The 19457-nt window shown below is 64.5% G+C and carries 18 protein-coding genes; 12 read left to right on the top strand and 6 right to left on the bottom strand.

Annotation, left to right across the window (positions count from 1 at the left end; all coding sequences use genetic code 11):
* The first annotated feature begins 82 nt into the window (after positions 1-82).
* Genes CH292_RS12405 through CH292_RS12395 form a run of 3 tightly spaced genes read left to right on the top strand, consistent with a single transcriptional unit; the run spans position 83 to position 3005 of the window.
* Entirely contained in the window at positions 83-1357 is a 1275-nt protein-coding gene (locus CH292_RS12405) for a sensor domain-containing protein (RefSeq protein ID WP_256978071.1), read from the top strand.
* Positions 1358-1361: 4 nt separating this feature from the next.
* Positions 1362-2015, top strand: a complete 654-nt coding sequence (locus CH292_RS12400; protein ID WP_020112485.1) for a response regulator transcription factor — start codon at positions 1362-1364, stop codon at positions 2013-2015.
* Positions 2016-2075: 60 nt separating this feature from the next.
* A complete protein-coding gene (locus CH292_RS12395; protein WP_094654859.1) occupies positions 2076-3005 on the top strand; it encodes a TIGR03564 family F420-dependent LLM class oxidoreductase in 930 nt (309 codons plus the stop codon).
* Here the strand turns inward: CH292_RS12395 and CH292_RS12390 are convergent.
* On the bottom strand, positions 2992-4512 hold the full coding sequence (locus CH292_RS12390; protein WP_094654858.1) for a metallophosphoesterase: 1521 nt from the start codon (positions 4510-4512) through the stop codon (positions 2992-2994). The two genes, CH292_RS12395 and CH292_RS12390, sit on opposite strands and share 14 nt — an antisense overlap.
* Positions 4513-4584: 72 nt before the next feature.
* The gene (locus tag CH292_RS12385) at positions 4585-5382 is read right to left on the bottom strand and encodes an IclR family transcriptional regulator (RefSeq protein WP_019667005.1); all 798 of its coding nucleotides are present in this window, start codon (positions 5380-5382) and stop codon (positions 4585-4587) included.
* A 151-nt stretch (positions 5383-5533) separates the two neighbouring features.
* On the opposite strand from CH292_RS12385, the gene CH292_RS12380 reads away from it, so the two are divergent.
* Genes CH292_RS12380 through CH292_RS12360 form a run of 5 tightly spaced genes read left to right on the top strand, consistent with a single transcriptional unit; the run spans position 5534 to position 10452 of the window.
* The gene (locus CH292_RS12380; RefSeq protein WP_019667004.1) at positions 5534-6406 is read left to right on the top strand and encodes an oxaloacetate decarboxylase; all 873 of its coding nucleotides are present in this window, start codon (positions 5534-5536) and stop codon (positions 6404-6406) included.
* A gap of 29 nt (positions 6407-6435) precedes the next feature.
* Complete coding sequence (locus CH292_RS12375) at positions 6436-7680, top strand: aconitase family protein (RefSeq protein ID WP_019667003.1); 1245 nt, start codon at positions 6436-6438, stop codon at positions 7678-7680.
* A 1-nt stretch (position 7681) separates the two neighbouring features.
* Positions 7682-8266 (top strand): 3-isopropylmalate dehydratase, encoded by a 585-nt coding sequence (locus tag CH292_RS12370; protein ID WP_094626539.1) that lies wholly within the window; start codon positions 7682-7684, stop codon positions 8264-8266.
* Entirely contained in the window at positions 8263-9588 is a 1326-nt protein-coding gene (locus CH292_RS12365; RefSeq protein WP_019667001.1) for an MFS transporter, read from the top strand. The genes CH292_RS12370 and CH292_RS12365 overlap by 4 nt, the downstream gene beginning before the upstream one ends.
* 24 nt (positions 9589-9612) lie before the next feature.
* Positions 9613-10452, top strand: a complete 840-nt coding sequence (locus CH292_RS12360; RefSeq protein WP_094654857.1) for a DUF72 domain-containing protein — start codon at positions 9613-9615, stop codon at positions 10450-10452.
* Here CH292_RS12360 and CH292_RS12355 read toward each other — a convergent pair whose 3' ends face one another.
* Both CH292_RS12355 and CH292_RS12350 read right to left on the bottom strand, forming a co-directional pair.
* Entirely contained in the window at positions 10453-11037 is a 585-nt protein-coding gene (locus tag CH292_RS12355; RefSeq protein ID WP_094654856.1) for a giguanylate cyclase, read from the bottom strand.
* A gap of 113 nt (positions 11038-11150) precedes the next feature.
* Positions 11151-11906, bottom strand: a complete 756-nt coding sequence (locus tag CH292_RS12350) for a GTP pyrophosphokinase family protein (RefSeq protein WP_037140036.1) — start codon at positions 11904-11906, stop codon at positions 11151-11153.
* 495 nt (positions 11907-12401) lie between these two features.
* On the opposite strand from CH292_RS12350, the gene CH292_RS12345 reads away from it, so the two are divergent.
* From CH292_RS12345 to CH292_RS12335, 3 genes are all read left to right on the top strand, one after another.
* Entirely contained in the window at positions 12402-13496 is a 1095-nt protein-coding gene (locus CH292_RS12345; protein ID WP_019666997.1) for a serine hydrolase, read from the top strand.
* Entirely contained in the window at positions 13493-13966 is a 474-nt protein-coding gene (locus CH292_RS12340; protein WP_019666996.1) for a helix-turn-helix transcriptional regulator, read from the top strand. The genes CH292_RS12345 and CH292_RS12340 overlap by 4 nt, the downstream gene beginning before the upstream one ends.
* 77 nt (positions 13967-14043) lie before the next feature.
* Entirely contained in the window at positions 14044-14475 is a 432-nt protein-coding gene (locus CH292_RS12335; RefSeq protein ID WP_019666995.1) for a DoxX family protein, read from the top strand.
* Positions 14476-14521: 46 nt separating this feature from the next.
* Here the strand turns inward: CH292_RS12335 and CH292_RS12330 are convergent, their stop codons facing one another.
* On the bottom strand, positions 14522-15277 hold the full coding sequence (locus tag CH292_RS12330; RefSeq protein WP_019666994.1) for an SDR family NAD(P)-dependent oxidoreductase: 756 nt from the start codon (positions 15275-15277) through the stop codon (positions 14522-14524).
* A 169-nt stretch (positions 15278-15446) separates the two neighbouring features.
* Between CH292_RS12330 and CH292_RS12325 the strand changes: the two genes are divergently transcribed.
* Positions 15447-16139 carry a hypothetical protein gene (locus tag CH292_RS12325; RefSeq protein WP_256978070.1) on the top strand — a complete coding sequence of 231 codons (693 nt, stop codon included), beginning with the start codon at positions 15447-15449 and terminating at the stop codon, positions 16137-16139.
* Here the strand turns inward: CH292_RS12325 and CH292_RS12320 are convergent.
* Positions 16129-19440: a BTAD domain-containing putative transcriptional regulator gene (locus tag CH292_RS12320; protein ID WP_094654854.1), complete on the bottom strand. Its 3312-nt coding sequence runs from the start codon at positions 19438-19440 to the stop codon at positions 16129-16131. The genes CH292_RS12325 and CH292_RS12320 overlap by 11 nt on opposite strands.
* Between the last annotated feature and the right edge of the window lie 17 nt (positions 19441-19457).

The raw sequence follows: 19457 nt of genomic DNA, 5'->3' as shown, positions 1-19457 counted from the left end.
CAAGGCTGAGTGCATGACAACTCTGGTGGAGATCGAGGCAGTGGATACTGAATCAGCCGGAACGGGAGAGAGGGCGAGATCGATGACGAGCCTGATACTGCGCGCGCCGATCGACGGCCGCACCTGGCGCGAGGGCGGCTATCTTCTGGTGAGCTCGATGCTGGGAGCGCTGGGTGCTGCGTATCTGTTCGTCGGGTTCATGTTCGGAACGGTCCTCGTCGTACTGCTGGTGGGTATTCCGATCTTGGCTGTGGTCATTGTCGGAGCGCGTGCGTGGGGTGTTGCGTTCCGTCTGCTGTCGGATCGACTTCTGGGTACGCACGTGCCTGCGCCGCAGCCGTTTCGGTGGCAGGGCGTGGTCGGGTCACTGGCCGCTGCATTGACCGATCGGGCGGGATGGCGCGCGATCTTGTTCATGGTCATTCAGTCGGTCGTGGCGCTGGCGAGCGCATTCGGAGCATTTCTCTTTCTTGTCATCGCGCTCGCGATGGCGTTGTCTCCGGTCGTCGGAGTTGTCTTCGATCCGACTCAGCTCGACAGCGACGGCAACGTGCGGCTTTCGTTCGTGTCGTTCGGCTCCGTCTACTTCGACACCTGGCCGCAGATGATCGTGCTCGTTCTGCTCGGAATCGTGTGCCTCTTCGTTGCACCGTGGCCGATCAGACTGCTGGCCGCTGTCGAGCGCTTCCTGATCGAGGCCTTGCTCGGTGAAAGCGAGTACGACGTACGGGTCGCACAACTGGAGACGACGCGCGCTGTGGCGGTCGATGATTCGGCCGCGACGTTGCGCCGGGTGGAACGAGATCTGCACGACGGAACCCAGGCACGTCTGGTGACGATGGCAATGGCCTTGGGGCGAGCAGAGGACAAACTCGCACGAGGCGAGGACGCGACAGAATTGATCACCGCCGCCCACGGCACGGCAAAGGACGCGCTTCGCGAACTCAGGGAGGTCGTTCGCGGTATCCACCCGCCGGCATTGGATCTCGGGCTCGAGGCGGCACTGAAGACACTCGCGGCTCGGTCGGCCGTGCCGACCGTGCTCTCGGTTCACCTGGGGTCCAGGCCCAGCAGGAGTGTCGAAACGATCGCGTACTTCAGTGTGGCGGAACTCCTGACCAACATCGTCAAGCACGCTCATGCGTCGACCGCATGGATCTCGGTCCGTGAGGAGCAGAACCGGGTTGTCGTCGCCGTGCGGGACAACGGAATCGGCGGAGCCGTACCCGGTGCCGGAACAGGAATCACCGGGCTGGAGTCGAGAGCATCGACGGTCGACGGAACGATGACAGTGGCCAGTCCGGCAGGTGGACCGACGGTCGTGACCCTGGTGCTGCCGATGACCGAGAAAGGATGATGTCGTGAGAATCGTCATCGCCGAGGACAACGTCATCCTGCGGGATGGTCTGGCGCAGCTGCTGATCGAACGTGGCAACGAGGTGTGTGCGGCAGTCGGAAACGCCGAGGCGCTGGAGGCCGCCGTCGACGAGCATCGTCCCGACGTCGCGATCATCGACATCAGGATGCCGCCGAGCTTCACCGACGAGGGTCTCGTCGCGGCAGTGGCACTTCGACGCCGACGCCCGGAGACGGGGGTCATGGTCTTCTCCCAGTGGGTCGAGACGCGCTATGCGGCAGAACTGTTGGCGGACAGGGCGTCGGGAGTCGGGTATCTGCTGAAGGATCGTGTCGCCGACGTCGGCGAATTCGTCGAGGCGTTGGCTCGCGTCGCGGCGGGCGGCACCGCTCTCGATCCCGAGGTGATCACCCAGTTGATGGGCGCCAGCAAGCGGCGGACGTCGTTGGACAGGTTGACACCCCGTGAACGGGAGGTGCTCGCATTGATGGCACAGGGTTTGACGAACTCTGCGGTGGCGTCCAAGCTGACAGTCTCCGAGCGGGTCGTCGAGAAGCATGTGGGCAATGTCTTCGCCAAGTTCGATCTGCCTCCCTCGGATGCGCAGCACCGTCGAGTGCTGGCCGTGCTCGAGTATCTGGACGGTGTTCGGACGTGAACGCGGATTGAAATCAGGCTGAGCGAAAGTCGCGAACCGGGAATCCAGGGGCCTCGCCGACTGGTTGTCGGAAGAAAGACTATCGGAGTTGCGCTCAGCACCAGTGACGAGGGAAATGCGGTCGACGACGTGGTCCGTCAGGCGACGGTCGCGGCGTCCGCGGGATTCGATTCCGCGTGGTTCGGGCAGAGGTTCGACTACGACGCGATCACCCTGGCCGGAATCGTCGGACGGGAGGTTCCCGCGCTGAAGGTCGGTACCTCGGCTGTCCCGATCTTCGCGCGTCATCCGCTGTTGGTGGTGTCGCAGGCGCAAACCGTACAGGCTGCGACTCAGGGGCGGTTCCAGCTCGGTCTGGCATTGGGCGCACCCGACCTCGTCGAGCGAGCGTTCGGCGTGACCTACTCGAAACCCGTCGACCGGGTTCGTGAATTCCTCACCGTCGCCAGATCGCTCGTGGAGACGGGAACCGCCGATCATCACGGCGAGTTCATCACCGCCGCGCCGCCGTTGCCGACCACCGTGGCCGGCGCCGGCACGGATCTACCATTGCTCGTCGCTGCGATGGGACCGCGGGCGCTACGGGCCAGCGGGGAACTCGCCGACGGCATCCTGCCCTTCCTGGCCGGTCCGCGGGTACTCGAGACGAGCATCGTTCCCCAGGTGAACAGGGCTGCCTCCGGCGCAGGCCGGAAACCGGTCCGCGTCATCGCGTTCGTTGCCGCGCTCGTCACCGACGACGTGGACGCCGGCCGGGCCGCCGCCGAGGATGCCATGTCCTTCTACGATGCCATCCCGTCGTATCAGCGGGTGGTGGCCGAGGAAGGGGTGGAGCGGGCGGCCGAATTGGTACTGGTCGGATCCGCAGCCGACGTGAAGGCAGGAATTCAGCGCTACTACGATGCAGGTGCGACGGAAGTCGTTGTCACGCAATCAGGTCTGCTCGGCCCACGTACACAGGAAGACACCTGGGCGGCTATCGCGCGCTGACGGCTCGGGGAACGTCGGCGCGGAGTGTGAAGTCGGTGACGAATTCTCCGTCCTCGGGGACGAATCGGCGTCGGGGATCGTAGTTCTCCGCGTCGAACCGATTCAGAGCAGGTGAATGTGTCGTGACGGCCATCTGTCCGCCGTCGACGTCGAATTGCAGGAGGCGTTGGAAGCCTGTGGCGCGTTCGCCGTCGACCTCGAAGTACTGGTAGTCGGCGAGGAGTTGGACGACGGTGCGGCCGGTGTCGTCGACCTCTCTGTCGACGACGGTGGCCTGCCCGTCGACATGCCCCGACAACACGAGGAACACCGATTCGTACGGCTTCACGAGGCGGTTCCAGATCTGTTGACCCGAGCTGGCGCCGATGTCGCCGAAGGCCATCAGCTTCTTCTCGCCGCCTTCTTCCAGGTAGTAGTGGGTGCCGATCACGACGTTCCGATCCGGATGATCGTCGAGAACCTGCTCGGCCCACTTCATGACCTTCTCGGGCGGGTTGTATCCGATGTAGAGCATCAGGAACTTCGCGCCTGCGATGTCGATCAGGTCGTAGTGTGCCGAATTGTCCTCGGCCGTGAACGAATCACCCCACCACGGCTGATCTCGGTATCGCTGAGGGCCGAAGTATTCGTTGTACAGAGCGTGGTTCTGCTCGTGCATTCCGGGCACCAGTTTGCCCGCGACATTCCACAGGTTGTCGTGGTTGCCGGGGAGCACCCCGTGCGGAACACCCGCATCCTCCAGCCGCTTCATGGACTCGCTCGCAGCCTCGAATTCGATGCGCGACTGCGCATCCGGACGGCCGGGGCTGATCCAACTCTGGATGATGTCCCCCGTGTGCATGCTGTAGTCGATGCCGTGCTTCTCGGCATTGTCGACGGTCCACTGCGTCATGTCGTCGTAGACGGTGGGATCGTCCCGCGAGATGTACTGGGTGTCACTGATGTGTTGCAGCGCGAAGTCGTAGGTGCCCGGCTCGGCGAAAGCGCCGTCGGGAGAGGCGTTGTCGTCGACGAAGGACCGATCGGCGCGGGGGCTGTCGATGATCATCACCTCGACGTCGCCGTCGATTCCCGTCACGGGCGCCGCGAGAGTGATGTCGCCCCCGCTGGTGTCGGGGCGGGCGACGGCGACGGCCTGCCCCCAGGAGTCCGACCCGGGTGCGCGCACATGCATTGCAAGATCGTTGGTGTTGACGGAGGTGCCGTTCCACGTGAGAACAGCGGATTCGACTCCGGGGGCGAACGTCGCGGTGTAGCGGAGGTACGGGAATTCGTCCCACGCCGATGTGCGGGAGGCGGAGCCCGACGACTCCTCGACACTCGCGGTGCCGTCGCCCACTCCGGCGACCATGTCGGCGGACACCGCCTCCGGAACGGAGGTGAGTCCGAGGGCGGGTACCGCCGTGGCGGGTGCCTGCGACCGGATCTCGCCGGGGGCGGACACGGCGTCGGCGCCGACGAGAGCACACGCGAGCAGGAGAGATCCGATGGTCGGGGCGGCCTTCACTCTGTCCAGGCTACCGACGCTCGGGAGTAGGTGTCGGGGGCGAGAGTGACGGCCCGATCACGGACCGAAACGTCACGTTCGCTGAGGTAACGCCTCGGCAGCACGCGTCAGCCGGGTGGCAGCGTCGCGAACGCGTTCGATCTTCCGGTCCAGGGCTTCGCCCTCGAATGCCTCGACTCGTCCGCCGATGCTGATGGAGGCCACGACGGCTCCTCCTCGTCCGAGGATCGGGGCGGCGACAGCGGCGACGCCGGTCAGGTAGTCGGAATTGCTCACGGAATATCCGGCAGTTCTGACGGCGTCGAGGTGCTCGCGCAGGCGGGTTGCGTCGGTGACGGTGTGTTCGGTGAATGCGTGCAGATCGCTCTGTATCCACTTGTCACGCAACGTGTCCGAGTTGGCGAGCATCACGATGGGGCCTGCAGCAGCGTGGTAGGGCAGCACCGAGCCGATGTTGATGCCCGCGACCACCAACGGATTGTTCCCTTCGAGCCGATCGATGCACACGGCACCTTCCTCGGCGGGAACCATCAGGTAGGCGGTGTCCCCGAATGCGTCGGCGAGTTGGGTCATGTACGGCCGCGCTGCCGTTCGGATGTCCAGGTTCACCAATGCCGCCGAGCCGATTTCGAACACCGGCATCGCGACGCGGTATGCCCCGTCCGCCGTCCGGTCGATCCACCCAGCGTGAACGAGAGTGGTCATCAAGCGATGCACCGTCGTCTTGTTCATCTCGCTCGCCGCTGTGAGATCTCCGAGAGTCCAGACCGGGCGGGAGGCGTCGAAATGCTCCAGCAGAGTGCATGCCTTGAGGACGGCTCCGACGATGTCCCGTCCCGCCTGGGTGTCGGACTGGAAGGGCGCAGCCACTGGTTACTCGCTTTCGGGGGTAGTCCGTGATCGGTCTGGCCATCATACGAACCGGCGTCTTCGGGGTGCCGTGTTGACATGTGACCCGGACCACTCTAGCTTCGTATCACGAAATACGGAACTCATTCCGCAATACGGAACGGACTCAGTGATGACGGCTTCGACTCCCACCCTCAAGGACCTCACCTCCGCCGGACTCGTCTACGCCCCCGGGGTGTGGGACGGTCTGACGGCCAAGCTCGCCGAGCAGGCCGGATTCGACGCACTGTGCGCGTCGGGATTCGCGGTGTCCGCTGCGCTCGGACTCCCCGATGCCGAGCTGTACACCATGACGGAGAACCTTCAGGCCATCAGGACCATCCGGGAAACCTCGAAACTTCCCCTGGTCGCGGACATCGACACCGGCTACGGCAACGCCGTCAATGCTGCACGAACCGCGACGAAGTTCGTCGACGCAGGCGTGCAAGGAATGTTCATGGAGGACCAGGTGTCTCCCAAGTCCTGCCCCATCTGTGTCGGCGACCCGGTGGCACTCGTCGACGTCGAAGAGGCGACGGGCAAGATCCGTGCCGTGCGAGACTCCACACCCGACACGGTGCTGCTCATCGCGCGCACCGATGCTCGGGGCGACGACGCGATCCGTCGTGCGCAGGCATACGTCGAGGCGGGCGCGGACATGATCATGCCCGTCACCAAGACGTTCGAGACCATCGAGGAATGGGAGCGTTGCCACGACGAGGTAGGCGTTCCACTGATGGCCACGCTGACGGCGTCGACCTGGACCGAACGCGACTTCACTCCGGAAGTGCTGGAGCGCATCGGAGTTCGACTCGCCCTCTTGCCGACGCAGGTTCTCATGGCGGCAACCGGCGCCGCGCAAACGGCACTGCGGCGCCTCGCCGGGGGCGAAGCTCCCGCCGCGGTCAGCGCCGACGCACTGTCGCACCACGAATTCGTCGACCTCATCGGCTTCTCCGACGTCGAAGCCAAACAGCGCAAATACCTCCCCGAGGCTGCCAAATGAGTCCCCACCCGACGAGTCCCGGCTACACCATGACCGAGAAGATTCTGGCTCGCACCTGCGACAGCGAGACGGTACGCGCGGGTGAGAATCACCCGGTCCGTCCGGCCCGCATGATCGCCTACGACTTCCCCGGGTACACCGACGTGATGTTCCGTCAGATGCGGGAGGACTTCGGCATCACCGAGCTCGAGGATCCGAGTCGGTACGTCGTGTTCATCGACCACATGTTGACGAAGAACAACGACAAAGAAGCCGAGGTCCACAAGGTCACGCGTGACTGGTGCGAGTTCTACGGGATCGAACTGCACGAAGGCCGCGGAATCGGCCACCAGCTGACGGCCGAACTGGGACTGGCGATTCCGGGCGACTTCCTCGTTCATTTCGACGGCCACATCAGCGGCGTCGGAGCGTTCGGAGCGCTCGGGTGGGGAATCCGACGCGATCTCATCGAGGCATGGGTGACCGGGAAGGTGTACGTCGACATTCCAGCCACCACACGGTTCGATCTCGTCGGTGAATTCTCCCCGGGCGTGGACAGCAGAGACCTCGTCCACACCATCATCGATCTCGTCGGCGCCGACGGATGCGCGCACCAGGTCATGGAATTCGGCGGTCCCGGCGCTCGGTCGATGAAGATCGATCACCGTCAAGGACTGTGCGGCATGGCAATGTTCACCGGTGCAGTGTCCGCTGTGTTCGAGCCGGACGAGACGTCGTTGGCGTACGCGAACACGGTTGCACGCCAGAGCTTCGAGCCGGTTCACCCCGACGCCGACGCCGTGTACGCGGCCCGGCACACCATCGATCTGTCGGAGGTCGTCCCCCGCGTCGTACAGCCAGGCTCGGCGCGCGCCGCGAACACCATGACCGCGAAGGAGGCCGCCGGAACGCCGATCACCAAGGCCTTCATCGGATCCTGTGCGAGCGGGCGTATCGAAGACCTTCGTGCCGCTGCCCTGGTGCTCGACGGCAACACCATCGCCCCCGGCGTCGAACTGAACGTCGTCCCGACCTCGCAGCAGGTACACGAGCAGGCCGAGCGCGAGGGAATTCTGGACGTACTCCGATCCGCAGGGGCCACCATCGCGGTGTCGAGCTGCGACTTCTGCTTCGGCTATCAGAAGCCACTCCAGGCAGGTGAGAACTGCATCTCCACGGGAGTTCTCAACATCTCCGGCCGGATGGGTAGTTCCGACGCGAACATCTACATGGGATCGCCGTACACGGTTGCGGCGAGTGCCCTGGCCGGAACCGTTCGAGAATGGAGTTCATGACGTGAGTGCCTATCCACCACCACCCGACGTCATCGAGGGACGAGTCGCCTGGATCTTCGGCGACGACTTCGACATCGACCTCGTCGTCGGGGTCTCCAACATCAAGTCCTACGACCCCGACCACCTCAGGTCCGTGTGCATGCACGCCTACGACCCGGGGTTCGTCGACCGAGTTCGGCAGGGAGACATCATCGTCGGTGGCCGGAACTTCGGATACGGTCACCCGCACTACCCGCCGATGGTCGCGCTGCGCAACGCCGGAATCGCAGCGATCGTCGCCGAGTCGTTCTCGCCCGGATTCTGGCGAGGCGAAACGTTCAACGGGATGCCGCTCATCACCGTTCCCGGAGTGTCCACCGCCGTGGCGACGGGTGAATCCGTGACGCTGGACTGGCGCTCCGCGACCCTCCGCACCGACGACGGAACCGAACTCGTCGGCTCGCCCCCGAACCCCAGGACCGTCGCCGTCATCGAGGCCGGCGGATCCTACGAACTCCTCATCGCCGAGCACCAACTCGCACAGCAGTCACTCGCACAGCAGTCACTCGTACAGCAGTCACTCGTACAGCAAGGACAGCCGACATGACCAATGCGCCGCACCCATCCACGAGGACCGACGTGGCAAGCCCCGGAAAGTCGAACACCACCGCCAGACGGGCCGCGATCGCCGGCGGCGTCGGAACTCTGATCGAGTACTACGACTTCGCGGTGTACGGGTTCCTCGCCGTCGTCATCGCTCCGCTGTTCTTCCCGTCCACCAGCCCGGGAGTGTCGATCCTGGCAACACTCGCCGTGTTCGGCGTCGCCTACGTCGCACGTCCCCTCGGCGGCATCTTCTTCGGCCGCCTCGGCGATCGACGTGGTCGGCGATCCGCTCTGGTCATCACCGTCGTCTGCATGGGCATCGCCTGCGGCATCCTCGGGCTGCTTCCGACGCACTCGTCCGTCGGCTACCTCGCTCCGGTTCTGCTGGTGATCATCCGCCTGGCGCAGGGGTTCTCGGCCGGGGGTGAGATCGGCGGCGCCGCAACGTACATCGCCGAGTCCGCGCCGCCCAACCGTCGGGGATTCTTCGGATCGTTCACGCCGATCGGTTCGACACTCGGATTCGCCGTCGCCGCAGCGGTTGTCGGTCTGGTCGCCCTTGTCACCACCGACGAGCAGATGTCGTCCTGGGGATGGCGAATTCCGTTCCTTCTCGCTCTGCCCCTGGCTGTCGTCTGCCTGCGGGTGAGGTTGAAGCTCGAGGACAGCCCCGAATTCGAGGAGATGGCCGAGAAGAACCAGGTCACCAAGAGCCCGCTGTCCGACGTGGTGAAGCGCAACCCGTGGTCGGTGCTGCGCGTCGTGGGTATCGCGATCGCGATGAACGGGTCCGGGTACATCGGCCTGACGTACTTCAGTGTGTACCTGATCAACGATCTGGGGTTCTCCAAGGACGCGGTGTACTGGACATCCGCGATCAGTATTGCGTTGGCGTGCGCCACGTTCCCCCTCAGCGGCATGATGACCGACAGATTCGGCCGCAAACCCGTGCTGCTCGCCGGATACCTCGCGTACATCGTGATCGCATTGCCCGCGTTCATGATTCTCGGTGCCACGGCCAGCATCGTCGTCGTCGGAATCGTGTACTTCGTCTACATGGTGCTCAACGGCGTCGTCCAGGTACCCGCGTTTCCTCTCTTCACCGAGCTCTTCCCGAGGTCCGTTCGCTACACCGGAGTCTCGCTCGGTTTCAACATCGGCACCATCGCTGCCGGTGGTACTGCTCCGTACGTCGCGGCGCAGCTCGTCGAATCGACCGGCAACGCCATGTCTCCCGCATACTGGGTCATGGGTGTCTGCGCGATCGGCGTCGCCACGGTTCTCACCATTCGCGAAACCGGAAAGACAGCCCTGCCGGTCTGATGCGGTGAGGGCATACTGATTCGCATGACGCGACGGGTACCGGACACATCGACGCCGGCGGTCAGGGTCGGCATCTCGGGTTGGACGTACGCACCGTGGCGTGGTGACTTCTACCCCGAAGGTCTGGCACACCGCCGAGAGTTGGAGCACGCGTCGGAACGGCTGTCCTCCATCGAGATCAACGGAACGTTCTACGCAATGCAGAAGCCGGCGAGCTTCGTGAAGTGGCGTGACGAGACGCCGGAGGACTTCGTGTTCTCCGTCAAGGGCGGGCGGTACATCACCCACATCAAGAGGCTCGTCGGCGTCGAATCCGCTCTCGCCAACTTCTACTCGACGGGTGTGTTGAGCTTGGGACCGAAACTCGGTCCATTTCTGTGGCAGTTGCCGCCCAACCTGCAGTTCGACGCCGGTGCGCTGGCTGCGTTCTTCGATCTACTGCCGCGCACGACCACGGAGGCCGTGGCTCTCGCGGGCCTACGGGACGACAAGCTGCCCGACGACAGGGTCAGTCTCGTGATCGACGGTGACCGCCCGTTGCGTCACGCACTCGAGGTACGGCACGACAGCTTCCGATGCGACGAGGCCGTCGAATTGTTGCGAGAGAAAGATGTTGCGTTCGTCGTCGCCGACACTGCCGGACGCTACCCGTTCATCGATACGCCGACGTCGGACTTCATGTACCTCCGATTGCACGGCGACGAGGAACTGTACGCGAGCGGTTACGACGATGCCGCCCTGGACAAGTGGGCTCATCGCATCGCGCAGTGGACGGCCACGGGCCGAGACGTCTTCGCGTACTTCGACAACGACGTCAAGGGCTTCGCTCCGTTCGATGCGATGAGGCTGCGTGAACGTATCTGACTACTCGAACTCCATTCGGACCGATCTGGCGCAGAAGTACAGGAGAAGCACGAATCCGTTGATCGACACGACGATCGGGGCCCATACGAACACGGTCATCATGGGGCTGAGACCGTCTTCGACCACCACCCAGACGGCAATCACCGTCGTGAACAGTGTGCAGAGCGCGACGTGCGTCGCGAGCATCCACCGGCCCAGGAAGAAGCCGACGAACATGCCGATCTCGATGAAGAACGCAGTCTTGGCCAGGGTGATCGCGGGTGGTGTGGTCGAGGAGAAGACTGCGAGGAAGATGGCGATGTCGGATCCGATGACGAATACGAAGGCCGGGCCGATGCGAGGCCACGGCGACACCCACCACCACACTGCGGCGGCGAAGGCGAACAGCATCGATGCCCACGTGACGGCTACTCCGGCCGTGGTGGCGGGGGCGTACCCCGACGCGAGTTCCAACGCCGGGATGATAGCCATGCTCAGGGTCGCGAACGCCAGCACACGTTTGACGATCGTCGTGATCGCGAGCGACGCCATCGCGTCGACGACCCACTCGTACCGCTCTTCCAGCGTGTCGCCGGCTGCCGACATCCCGATCCCCCGATTCTGTACGGTCCCGCGATCGGAGTCTGACACACCAGGAGGGGGTCCTACGGCGAAACCGGTTCGGTATCAGTCGATCACGTCCACGATTCTGTGACGTGTCACAGTGATCGGGTGCCGTCGAGCATGGCGATCAACAGTTCGCGGGGCAGAGCCAACGGCGGCATCGAGTTGAGGTGGATGGCGTCGTCGGACTTGTCGTTCTTGAACTCGGCCACCTCGTCGTGCAGCCGCTCCATTGTGACGTCGAGGCGGTTGGCGCTGTCCGCGGCCTCGGTGAGCTCGGCCAGCAACGGCGCCGGAATGGTCCCGGAGTACTTGTAGAAGATCTTGTGTTCGAGGCTCGCCCAGAAATCCATCGCGATGGTACGGATCTGCAGCTCCACCGGCACCGGTTGGATACGGTCGCTCATGAACACCGGAATCTCGACGATGAGATGAAGGCTCTTGTAACCGTTCGGTTTCGGCGTCGCGATGTAGTCCTTGACCTCGAGTACACGCACGTCGGTCTGGCTGCCGATCATGTCCGCGATGCGGTACGTGTCGGAAATGAAGCTGCACGTGATGCGAATGCCCGCGATGTCGACGATGGTCGACCGGATGTCGTCGAGGGTCAGCGGGCAGTTCTTTCGTCGAGCCTTGGTGATGATGCTCTCGGGGGTCTTGAGCCGTGAACCGACGTGTTCGATCGGACTGTACCGATGGATGTGGGTGAACTCCTCCTTCAAGATGTTGATCTTGGTCATGAGTTCGTCGATGCCGAACTTGTACCCCATCATGAATCGGGTGAAGTCGTTCCGGAGCCGGTCGAAATCCGGCACCGCCTGGGGTTCGTCGCCCGTGGCATCGCGTTCCATGCCATCGATTGTCCCTTACCGGGCCGGCGGCCCTAGGTGCGGTGGGATCCGCGTGAGTCGAAGCTCGCGTCCGCGCATCTCGGGCCGAGTGGCGGGCTGAAGGTGACATCTCCGCAGGTGCGGCACGCGTGGGTTCGGTGGTGCCCTCGTCCGCAGGAACACGCCCTCGACCCGACCAGTACGGTCCGTGGGCCGAGGGCGTGACCGCGAGCGCACCTGCACGGTGCGTTCTCGACCCATCGATCGCCCAATCGATGGAGGGTTCCGCTGCCGTCATCACCCTCCGCTGTCGTCATGCGCCGCCGCGTTCTTTCCGGGTGAATCCATGCTTGCCACCGCCTGCTCGACGTTTGGACCGTCCGGAGCCGGGGGACTCCAGGACGGCCTACTCAGAGTAACACGCATTCGAACATATGTTCCCATTGAACTCGCCTTCGCTGTGTCCTAGTCTGAAATTACGAAATTACGAAATTACGGAATCACAGAGGGGTCACGATGCGTCGAACCATTGCTGTATCCGCGAGCTGCCTGGCTCTACTCGTGTCGACGGGGTGCACATCCACATCCGGCACCGACAGTGCGCCGGAGCCGGACGAGTGCACGCCGGTGACGTCGACGGATCTGAACACCGAAGACGGGTGGTTGGGTCTGATCGGTCAGGCGCCGGAGTCCGTGAGCCTGCTGGTCGACGACGGCAGTGGACGCACCGTCGAACATCGCGCAGAGGAGCAGCAGCCGCTGGCATCGGCCGTGAAAGTGGTCCACCTCGGCGCCTACGCTCGCGCAGTCGCCGCAGGGGAACTGGACCCGGACGAGCAAGTGCCGCTGTTGGATTGGGAGCGGTGGTACGTACCGGGAACGGACGGCGGAGCGCACCCGGCGGCGCTGGAACGGCTGGGGATCGCGAGCGACGGCACCAGCGCGACCGATCTTGCCGGCACCGTTCGGCTGGACGACATCGTCTCCGCGATGATCCAGGAAAGTGACAATGCCGCGCCGGACTACCTGCGCTATCGGCTGGGTGACGACGCGCTCACGCGTGCTGCCGCGGCCGGAGGGTGGGAGAATTTCCAGGCTCCGACACTCGTGACGCAGACGCTGTCGTTGTTCGATCCCGCGTTGGGCGACGGTGACACGTGGGCGACGGCGGAGAGGTGGGCCTTCGATCAGCAGTTCCGTGTGGACGTGAGCGCAGGCCTCGAAGTGCCGTCGTACGATCAGCAGGTCGACGGGGTGCAGGAGCGGTCGGCGCAGGGATCGGCTGCCGAACTCGCCGGGTTCTATCGCGCGATCGCCGACGGAACCTTCGGTGACGGTAGCGATGTCGCACTGCGGCAGCTCGAACACCGACCCGCGCCCGACGGTGCCGCCGGAATCGGGTTCAAAGGAGGAAACCTGCCGGGCGTCCTGACGCAGGCATTCGAGCTACGGCGGGACGACGGCACCGTGGCGACGGCGGTGTGGCTGATCGACTCGTTGCCTGCCGATCGGTACGAGGCAGCTCTCGCCGGCTTCGGGAACCAGCAGACGCTGATCGTCGACGCGCTGAGCTCACCGTCGGGCTTCGACCGAATTGCCTGCGCAGTGTGAGCGGGGAGTTCGAGGCCAGACTCGCCGAGTTGGAGGCCAGGGTCGCGGAGCTGGAACGCCGCGAAGTCGGTGCTCCGACAGAGAAAGCTGCCCCGACGGGCGGTGAGATCGCGTACCGCGGCGACGTCCATCTTCACGGGGACGTGACATGGGACATCGGGTATTCGCCCGACGGGGTCCTGGACCTCTCGGTCGCGCGTACGACTGATGTGCTTGCTGCCCTTGGCCATCCCGTCCGATTGCAGATCGTGAAAGTGCTCCTGCGGGGACCGGCCAACGCGTCGGAACTGCAGGAGGCCGTCGGGCTCGGGTCGACGGGGCAGGTCTACCACCACCTCAAGGTGCTGGGCTCGGCCCACATCGTCGAACAGCATGGGAGAGGTGAGTACCGAGTCGGAGCGAAGAAGGTTGTGCCTCTGCTCGTGTCGATGCTCGCCGCGGCGGACATTTCGGGCGAACTGGGTACCTGACCGCGTCGTGCGATGAGTTTCCGAGCCGGGCGGTGTCGGTACGGGCACACACTCCCCCGCGGGCATCGGAGAAGACAATGGCCTCGAACAACACACAGACCGAGAACGTGACACCGACCGTCCCGTCCGGCTCCCGCACTGCCGCACGCGCCGGGTGGGTGCTGACGGCACTCCTCGCGATCTTCCTGATCTTCGACGGAGTGACCAAGTTGATCAATGTGCAGCAAGTGCGGGACGCGACGGTCGATCTCGGTCTACGCGAGGAGATGACGCCGGTCATCGGTGTCGTTCTGCTGGTCAGCCTTGCATTGTTCCTGGTGCCGCGCACGGCATTTCTCGGCGCGGTACTGCTCACCGGCTACCTCGGTGGAGCGGTCCTGACCAATTGGAGGGTCGACAAGCCACTGTTCAGCACGGTGTTGTTCGCGGTGTACTTCGGGGTCGCGGTGTGGGCGGCGCTCTACCTCCGCGACCCCAAGGTGCGTCAGGTCATGCCGTTCGTGCGCTGATGCACCGTCGAGCGGACGGAATCGACTGCGGTGACACGGCCCGGAGCTACTGGGCTGCGTAGCCGCCGTCGACGAGGTGGTAGCTGCCGGTGATGAAGCCTGCGGCGTCGCTGGCAAGGAAGGCAACGAGGCTGGACACCTCTTCGGAGGTGCCGAGACGACCGAGAGCGTGTTTGGCCTCCAACGCCTTTCGCGCATCCTCGTCCATGTTGGCAACGAGGAGCGGCGTGCGGATGAAGCCGGGGCCGACTGCGTTGACGCGAACGCCCTGTGCGCCGTACTCGAGCGCAGCGTTCTTCGTCAGACCGAGCAGGCCGTGCTTGGATGCGACGTAGCTGGCCGAGTTGGCAATTCCGACGCTGCCGAGGACCGAGGCCATGTTGACGATGGATCCACCGCCTGCTGCGGCGATGGCCGGGATCTGGGCCTTCATTCCGTAGAACACCGCGTTGAGATTGACCTCGATGACCTTGCGCCAGCTGTCCACCGACACGTCGCCGACGGGGAGGGGTTCGCCTCCGATGCCTGCGTTGTTGACGGCGATGCGAAGCGGAGCCAGGTCACCGGCCGCAGCGACCATGGCCTTCACGTCGTCCAGGTTCGCAACGTTGCCGACGAAGGCTGCCGCGGTGCCTCCGGCTGCAGTGATCTCGTCGGTGACGGCCGTGGCGTGGTCTCCGTCGAGATCGGCGACCAGTACCGATGTTCCGTTCGCCGCCAATTCCAGTGCAACCGCGCGGCCGATTCCGGAGCCTGCTCCGGTGACGATCGCCGAGCGATCTGCTACATCGTACGTGGCCATGACAACCCATCTCCTCGTGAATCGAAACTAGTGGTAGTTGAACCTAGAACTACCTTTCTGTAAAGGTACAATAGTTACGTCGGCTTACTTATTCCGGGTTGCGGCTGACGTGAGCTGCCGAAAGTTCTCGCCAAGTGGCGACCAAGTGCAGTGGGCGACGCTGTCGACCATGAACATCACACCTTCGCTCCTGTACAGGCTGAGCGGTATCGCCGTCGTCGTCGCCTTCGTCTTCAACTTGATCGGCGGAACACTGCATCCGGTCGTCGGCGGATGGGCGCATTCGGTGGAAGCGCTCAGCGAACCCTTCAACCCGTACGCGCAGTACTTGCTGCTGATCGGGACGCTGCTGCAATTCCTCGGGCTGCCCGCCGTCTACGTCTGGGTGTCCAGGAAGACAGGACTGCTCGGCCTGATCGGCTTCGCTCTCTACTTCTTCGGTGGGATGCTCGTGATCCTCCCGCATCTGACCGTCGAAGCATTCGTCTCGGTACCGATAGCCGCCAAGCACGAGACCGCTCATTTCCTCATCCCGACGGACGATTCGCTGTTCGCCGATCCGGCATTCCAGAACCTGCAGTTGTTCGCGGGCCTGGTCTTCATGGTGAGCATGCTGATCATCGGAATCGCGCTACTGAAGTCTCGTGCAGTACCGCTGTGGATCGGTGCGGTGATGACGCTCGGCGGACTGATTCTCCTGACGCCGATCCCTCAGGCCCCGGTTCTGTCCGGGCTCGTCATCGAGATCCCCCGGGGCCTGGCCATCGCAGCAATCGGAGTCCTGATGATCAAAGGCAACAGCTCAGGAGCGGACACACGCAGCCTGCAGGCGAGTTCACGAGTCGACATAGCTACCCGATGACATAGCTACCCGATGACGTAGCTACCCGATGACGAAGTGACTCGAGGAGGGCATCGGAACGCGCTCGGAGTTCCTCGGCGGCAGCGGTGTCGCCGAGGGCTTCGGCCGTTGCCGCCAGGGCGGAGTCGACCGTGCCCGCGTAGAAGGCGCCCGAGTCGAACCCCGCGATCCGACCCGAGAACGGTGAGAGCTCGTCGTGCAGTTTCGTGGCCGCCTCCAGGTCACCGAGCCTCGCTGCGGCGCGGGCCGCGTGGGCGGTCATGCCGAGCCAGTAGTAATCCCTGTCGTACGGCTCCGCGTCGAGCCAGAGTTCGCGTGCCCTGTGCTTGTCGCCCGAGTCGAGCAATGCCACGATCAGCGGGTACCGGACGCTCTGGGGGCGCATGTTCTCGATGGCGCTCAGCTCGTCGACCATCGGTGCCAGATCGCCCAGATACGTTGCCACGCCCAGTCGTCCGATCATGGTGATCAGATGGGCGATCGCGCTGCCGCCGGCGACCATCTGGGCCGCTGCCTCGGAGTATCCGCGCAGCGCACTGTCGGTGCGGCCGGACGCGATGTCGCAGGCGGCTCGGTAGATCCGGACGACGCCCAGCATCTCACCCAGCTGCTGCCCGCTGGCGTGGATGATGACGGCGGCGGCGCTCGCGTCTGCTTCATCCAGTTCCGTTGCGGCACAATGAGACAAGAATGCATAGTAGTGACCGAGAGATTGATATGCCGGGTCGGCTACCGCCGCACGCAGCAGTTCCTCGCTCGTCGCGAACAGAGTGTGCGCCAGATCAGGACCGAGGGTTGCGTAACCGTACGCATTGAGTGCCCGGCACAGAACGGCGTCGTTCTGGGACAGTCGGGCGTGACGCAGCGCATCCGACGCCGCGGCGACTGTCTCGGCGACATCGTTGCCCTCTATCTCGAACACGAGCGTGCTCAGCAACAGTGCGCGATCAGCCACACCGATATCGGCATCCAGCAACAACGCTCGAACGGGGTCGACGATGGACGCATCGACGACGACATCGGGCCGGATGGACCACACGACCGGTGCGGACCAGGATGTGAGAGCGTCGATCGACCGGCGACGCCCGAGGTGCGTTGTGGTCCCCGGTGCCGACGCGATGTCCACCGCTCGGCGCCGTCGACGTCGCGCCGACGCCGTATCGCCCGCCCGCGCCAACGACCCGACGTAGGGAATCAGGATGTCCAGCAGGTCCGTCTCGGACCCGTCGACGGCGCTCTCGTGCAGTTCGACGGCGGAGCTCCACAGTGCGAGCGCCTCTCGGTGCGAACCGAATGCTGCAGCCCGCCTGGCCGCGTCCACGACGAAGGGCACGAGCGTGAGTGCTGTTGTGGGAGTTGCGGACAGTGCAGCATGGTGAGCGAGAAGTGCGGGATCGTGTGGTGTTCGGGCTGCGAGCACTTGTAGCGCATTGCCGTGGAACCGCGTGCGTCGCATCAGCGGCAGTTCCGTGTACAGCGTGTCGCGGACGAGCGCATGGGTGAAACGTAGTCGCTCCGAGTCGGTCTCGGTGAGAAGGCCGGCAAGGACTGCCGGCTCCAGTGCGTCGATCAACTCGTCCTCGGTCCTGTCGCTCATCGCCGAGAGCACGGAAAGATCGACGTCGCGGCCGAGAACCGATGCGCGCCTGAGTGTCAGCACGCTGTTCTCGGGAAGTCTGGTGATGCGCCGCCGGAGGACTTCACCGATCTCCACCGGAATCGAGGAGCGCGCCGCGGCTGCACCTTCCGACACGATCAATCGAGCGAACTCACGGACGAACAGTGGATTGCCGTCCGTTCTTTCGGTGAGCACGTCGAGTACGTCCGCGTCCATGTCCGTGTAGCCGGATTGCTTCGCGACTTCCGCTACACCACCGGGAGTCAACCCCGTCAAGCGCATCTTGGTCGACGGAGTGCCCGCCGTTGCTGCCCACACCGTGTCCAGCTCGGCCGATACCTCGGAGGTTCGATACGTCGCGACGACGAGCACCCGCGCACCCCTCGGAGCGAGAATCAGGTGCCGGAGCAACTGCATGGTCAGCTCGTCCGCTCGGTGGCAATCGTCGACGACGAGTACGAGCGGTGCAGTTGCCGAGAGACGGGTCAGATAGTCGATGAGAGCCCGTGCCAGCCAGAATGTCTCGACGGCGACATCATCGGACGCCGAAGCGGGATCGAGTATCTGCCGCAGCTCTCCGGGGACTGGCGCCTGCGACCGAAGGGACGCGAGAACTTCGGACCACGGCCAGCCCGGCGGTGTCCCGTCGACCTCCGGGCACGACCCCCATGCCGCTGTCCATCCGCGGGCAGCCAAGTGGTGCGCGACGGTGTCGGCAAGTGTCGACTTGCCCTGGCCCGGCTCGCCTCCCAGCCAGACGATGTCGAACGAGCCGTGTTCGACACCACGGGCAGCATCGAGGACGACCTGCGTTTCCTCCGGTCTGCAGTTCACCACCGGGGCCTTGGGCGCGGGCGCAGGGAACGACACACGGGCGGTAGCGGCGTCGACCACGTGCGGTGCATCGAGCGCGGGATCCTGGGCAAGGATGGCGCGTTCCAGTGTGCGCAACTCGGGGCCGGGGTCGATGCCCAGTTCGTCGGACAGGTATCTCCTCGCCCGGCTCAGGGTATCGAGGGCGTCGGCCTGTCGCCCTGCGCGGTACTGCGCCAGAGCGAGGATGTGGACGGGGCGCTCACGTCCTGGACTGTCGGCGACGTGCCTCCCGAGATCGGCGATGACGACCGTGGGTGCAGCACCGAGATTCAGCAGCGTATGCGCCCGTTCTTCGACTGCCGTGCTTCGTAGTTCGTCGAGACGTGCGATCTCCACTGCAGCCCAGTGCGTGTCTGCGAGACCCTGATACGGGCTACCCGACCACGACGCGAGCGCACGATCGAACCTTCCGAGCCGAGATGTCGGGTCGCTCTCGCGTATGCCGCCGACGACCAGGGATTCGAAATGCCAGACGTCGACCTGCTCGGTCGGAAGGACCAGCCTGTATCCCGGCGCGGAGCTGACCAGAACCGTCGCCGGCGTGCGAGGCCTGCGGTCGGGCTCGAGGGTCCTGCGAAGATTCGACACGTGAACCTGCAGGGCTGCCAGCGCTTTGGGGGGAGGTTCACCCGACCACAGATCCTCGATCAACAGATCCGTCGACACCACCGAACCCCTGGCGAGGACGAGTCGCGCCAGTACTGCGCGTCGGCCGGGGCCGGCGAGGTCGATGTCGCGATCGTCGAGGCGCGCATGCATCGGACCCAGCACGCCGATTGTCAGCGTGTGGGTGGGCACAAGACTCATGTCGCGGAAGTCAACGC

Source organism: Rhodococcus sp. 14-2470-1a, assembly GCF_002259425.1.
Taxonomy (GTDB): domain Bacteria; phylum Actinomycetota; class Actinomycetes; order Mycobacteriales; family Mycobacteriaceae; genus Rhodococcoides; species Rhodococcoides fascians_E.
Note: the sequence above shows the minus strand (reverse complement) of the source record. Positions and strands in the feature narration are given on the sequence as shown.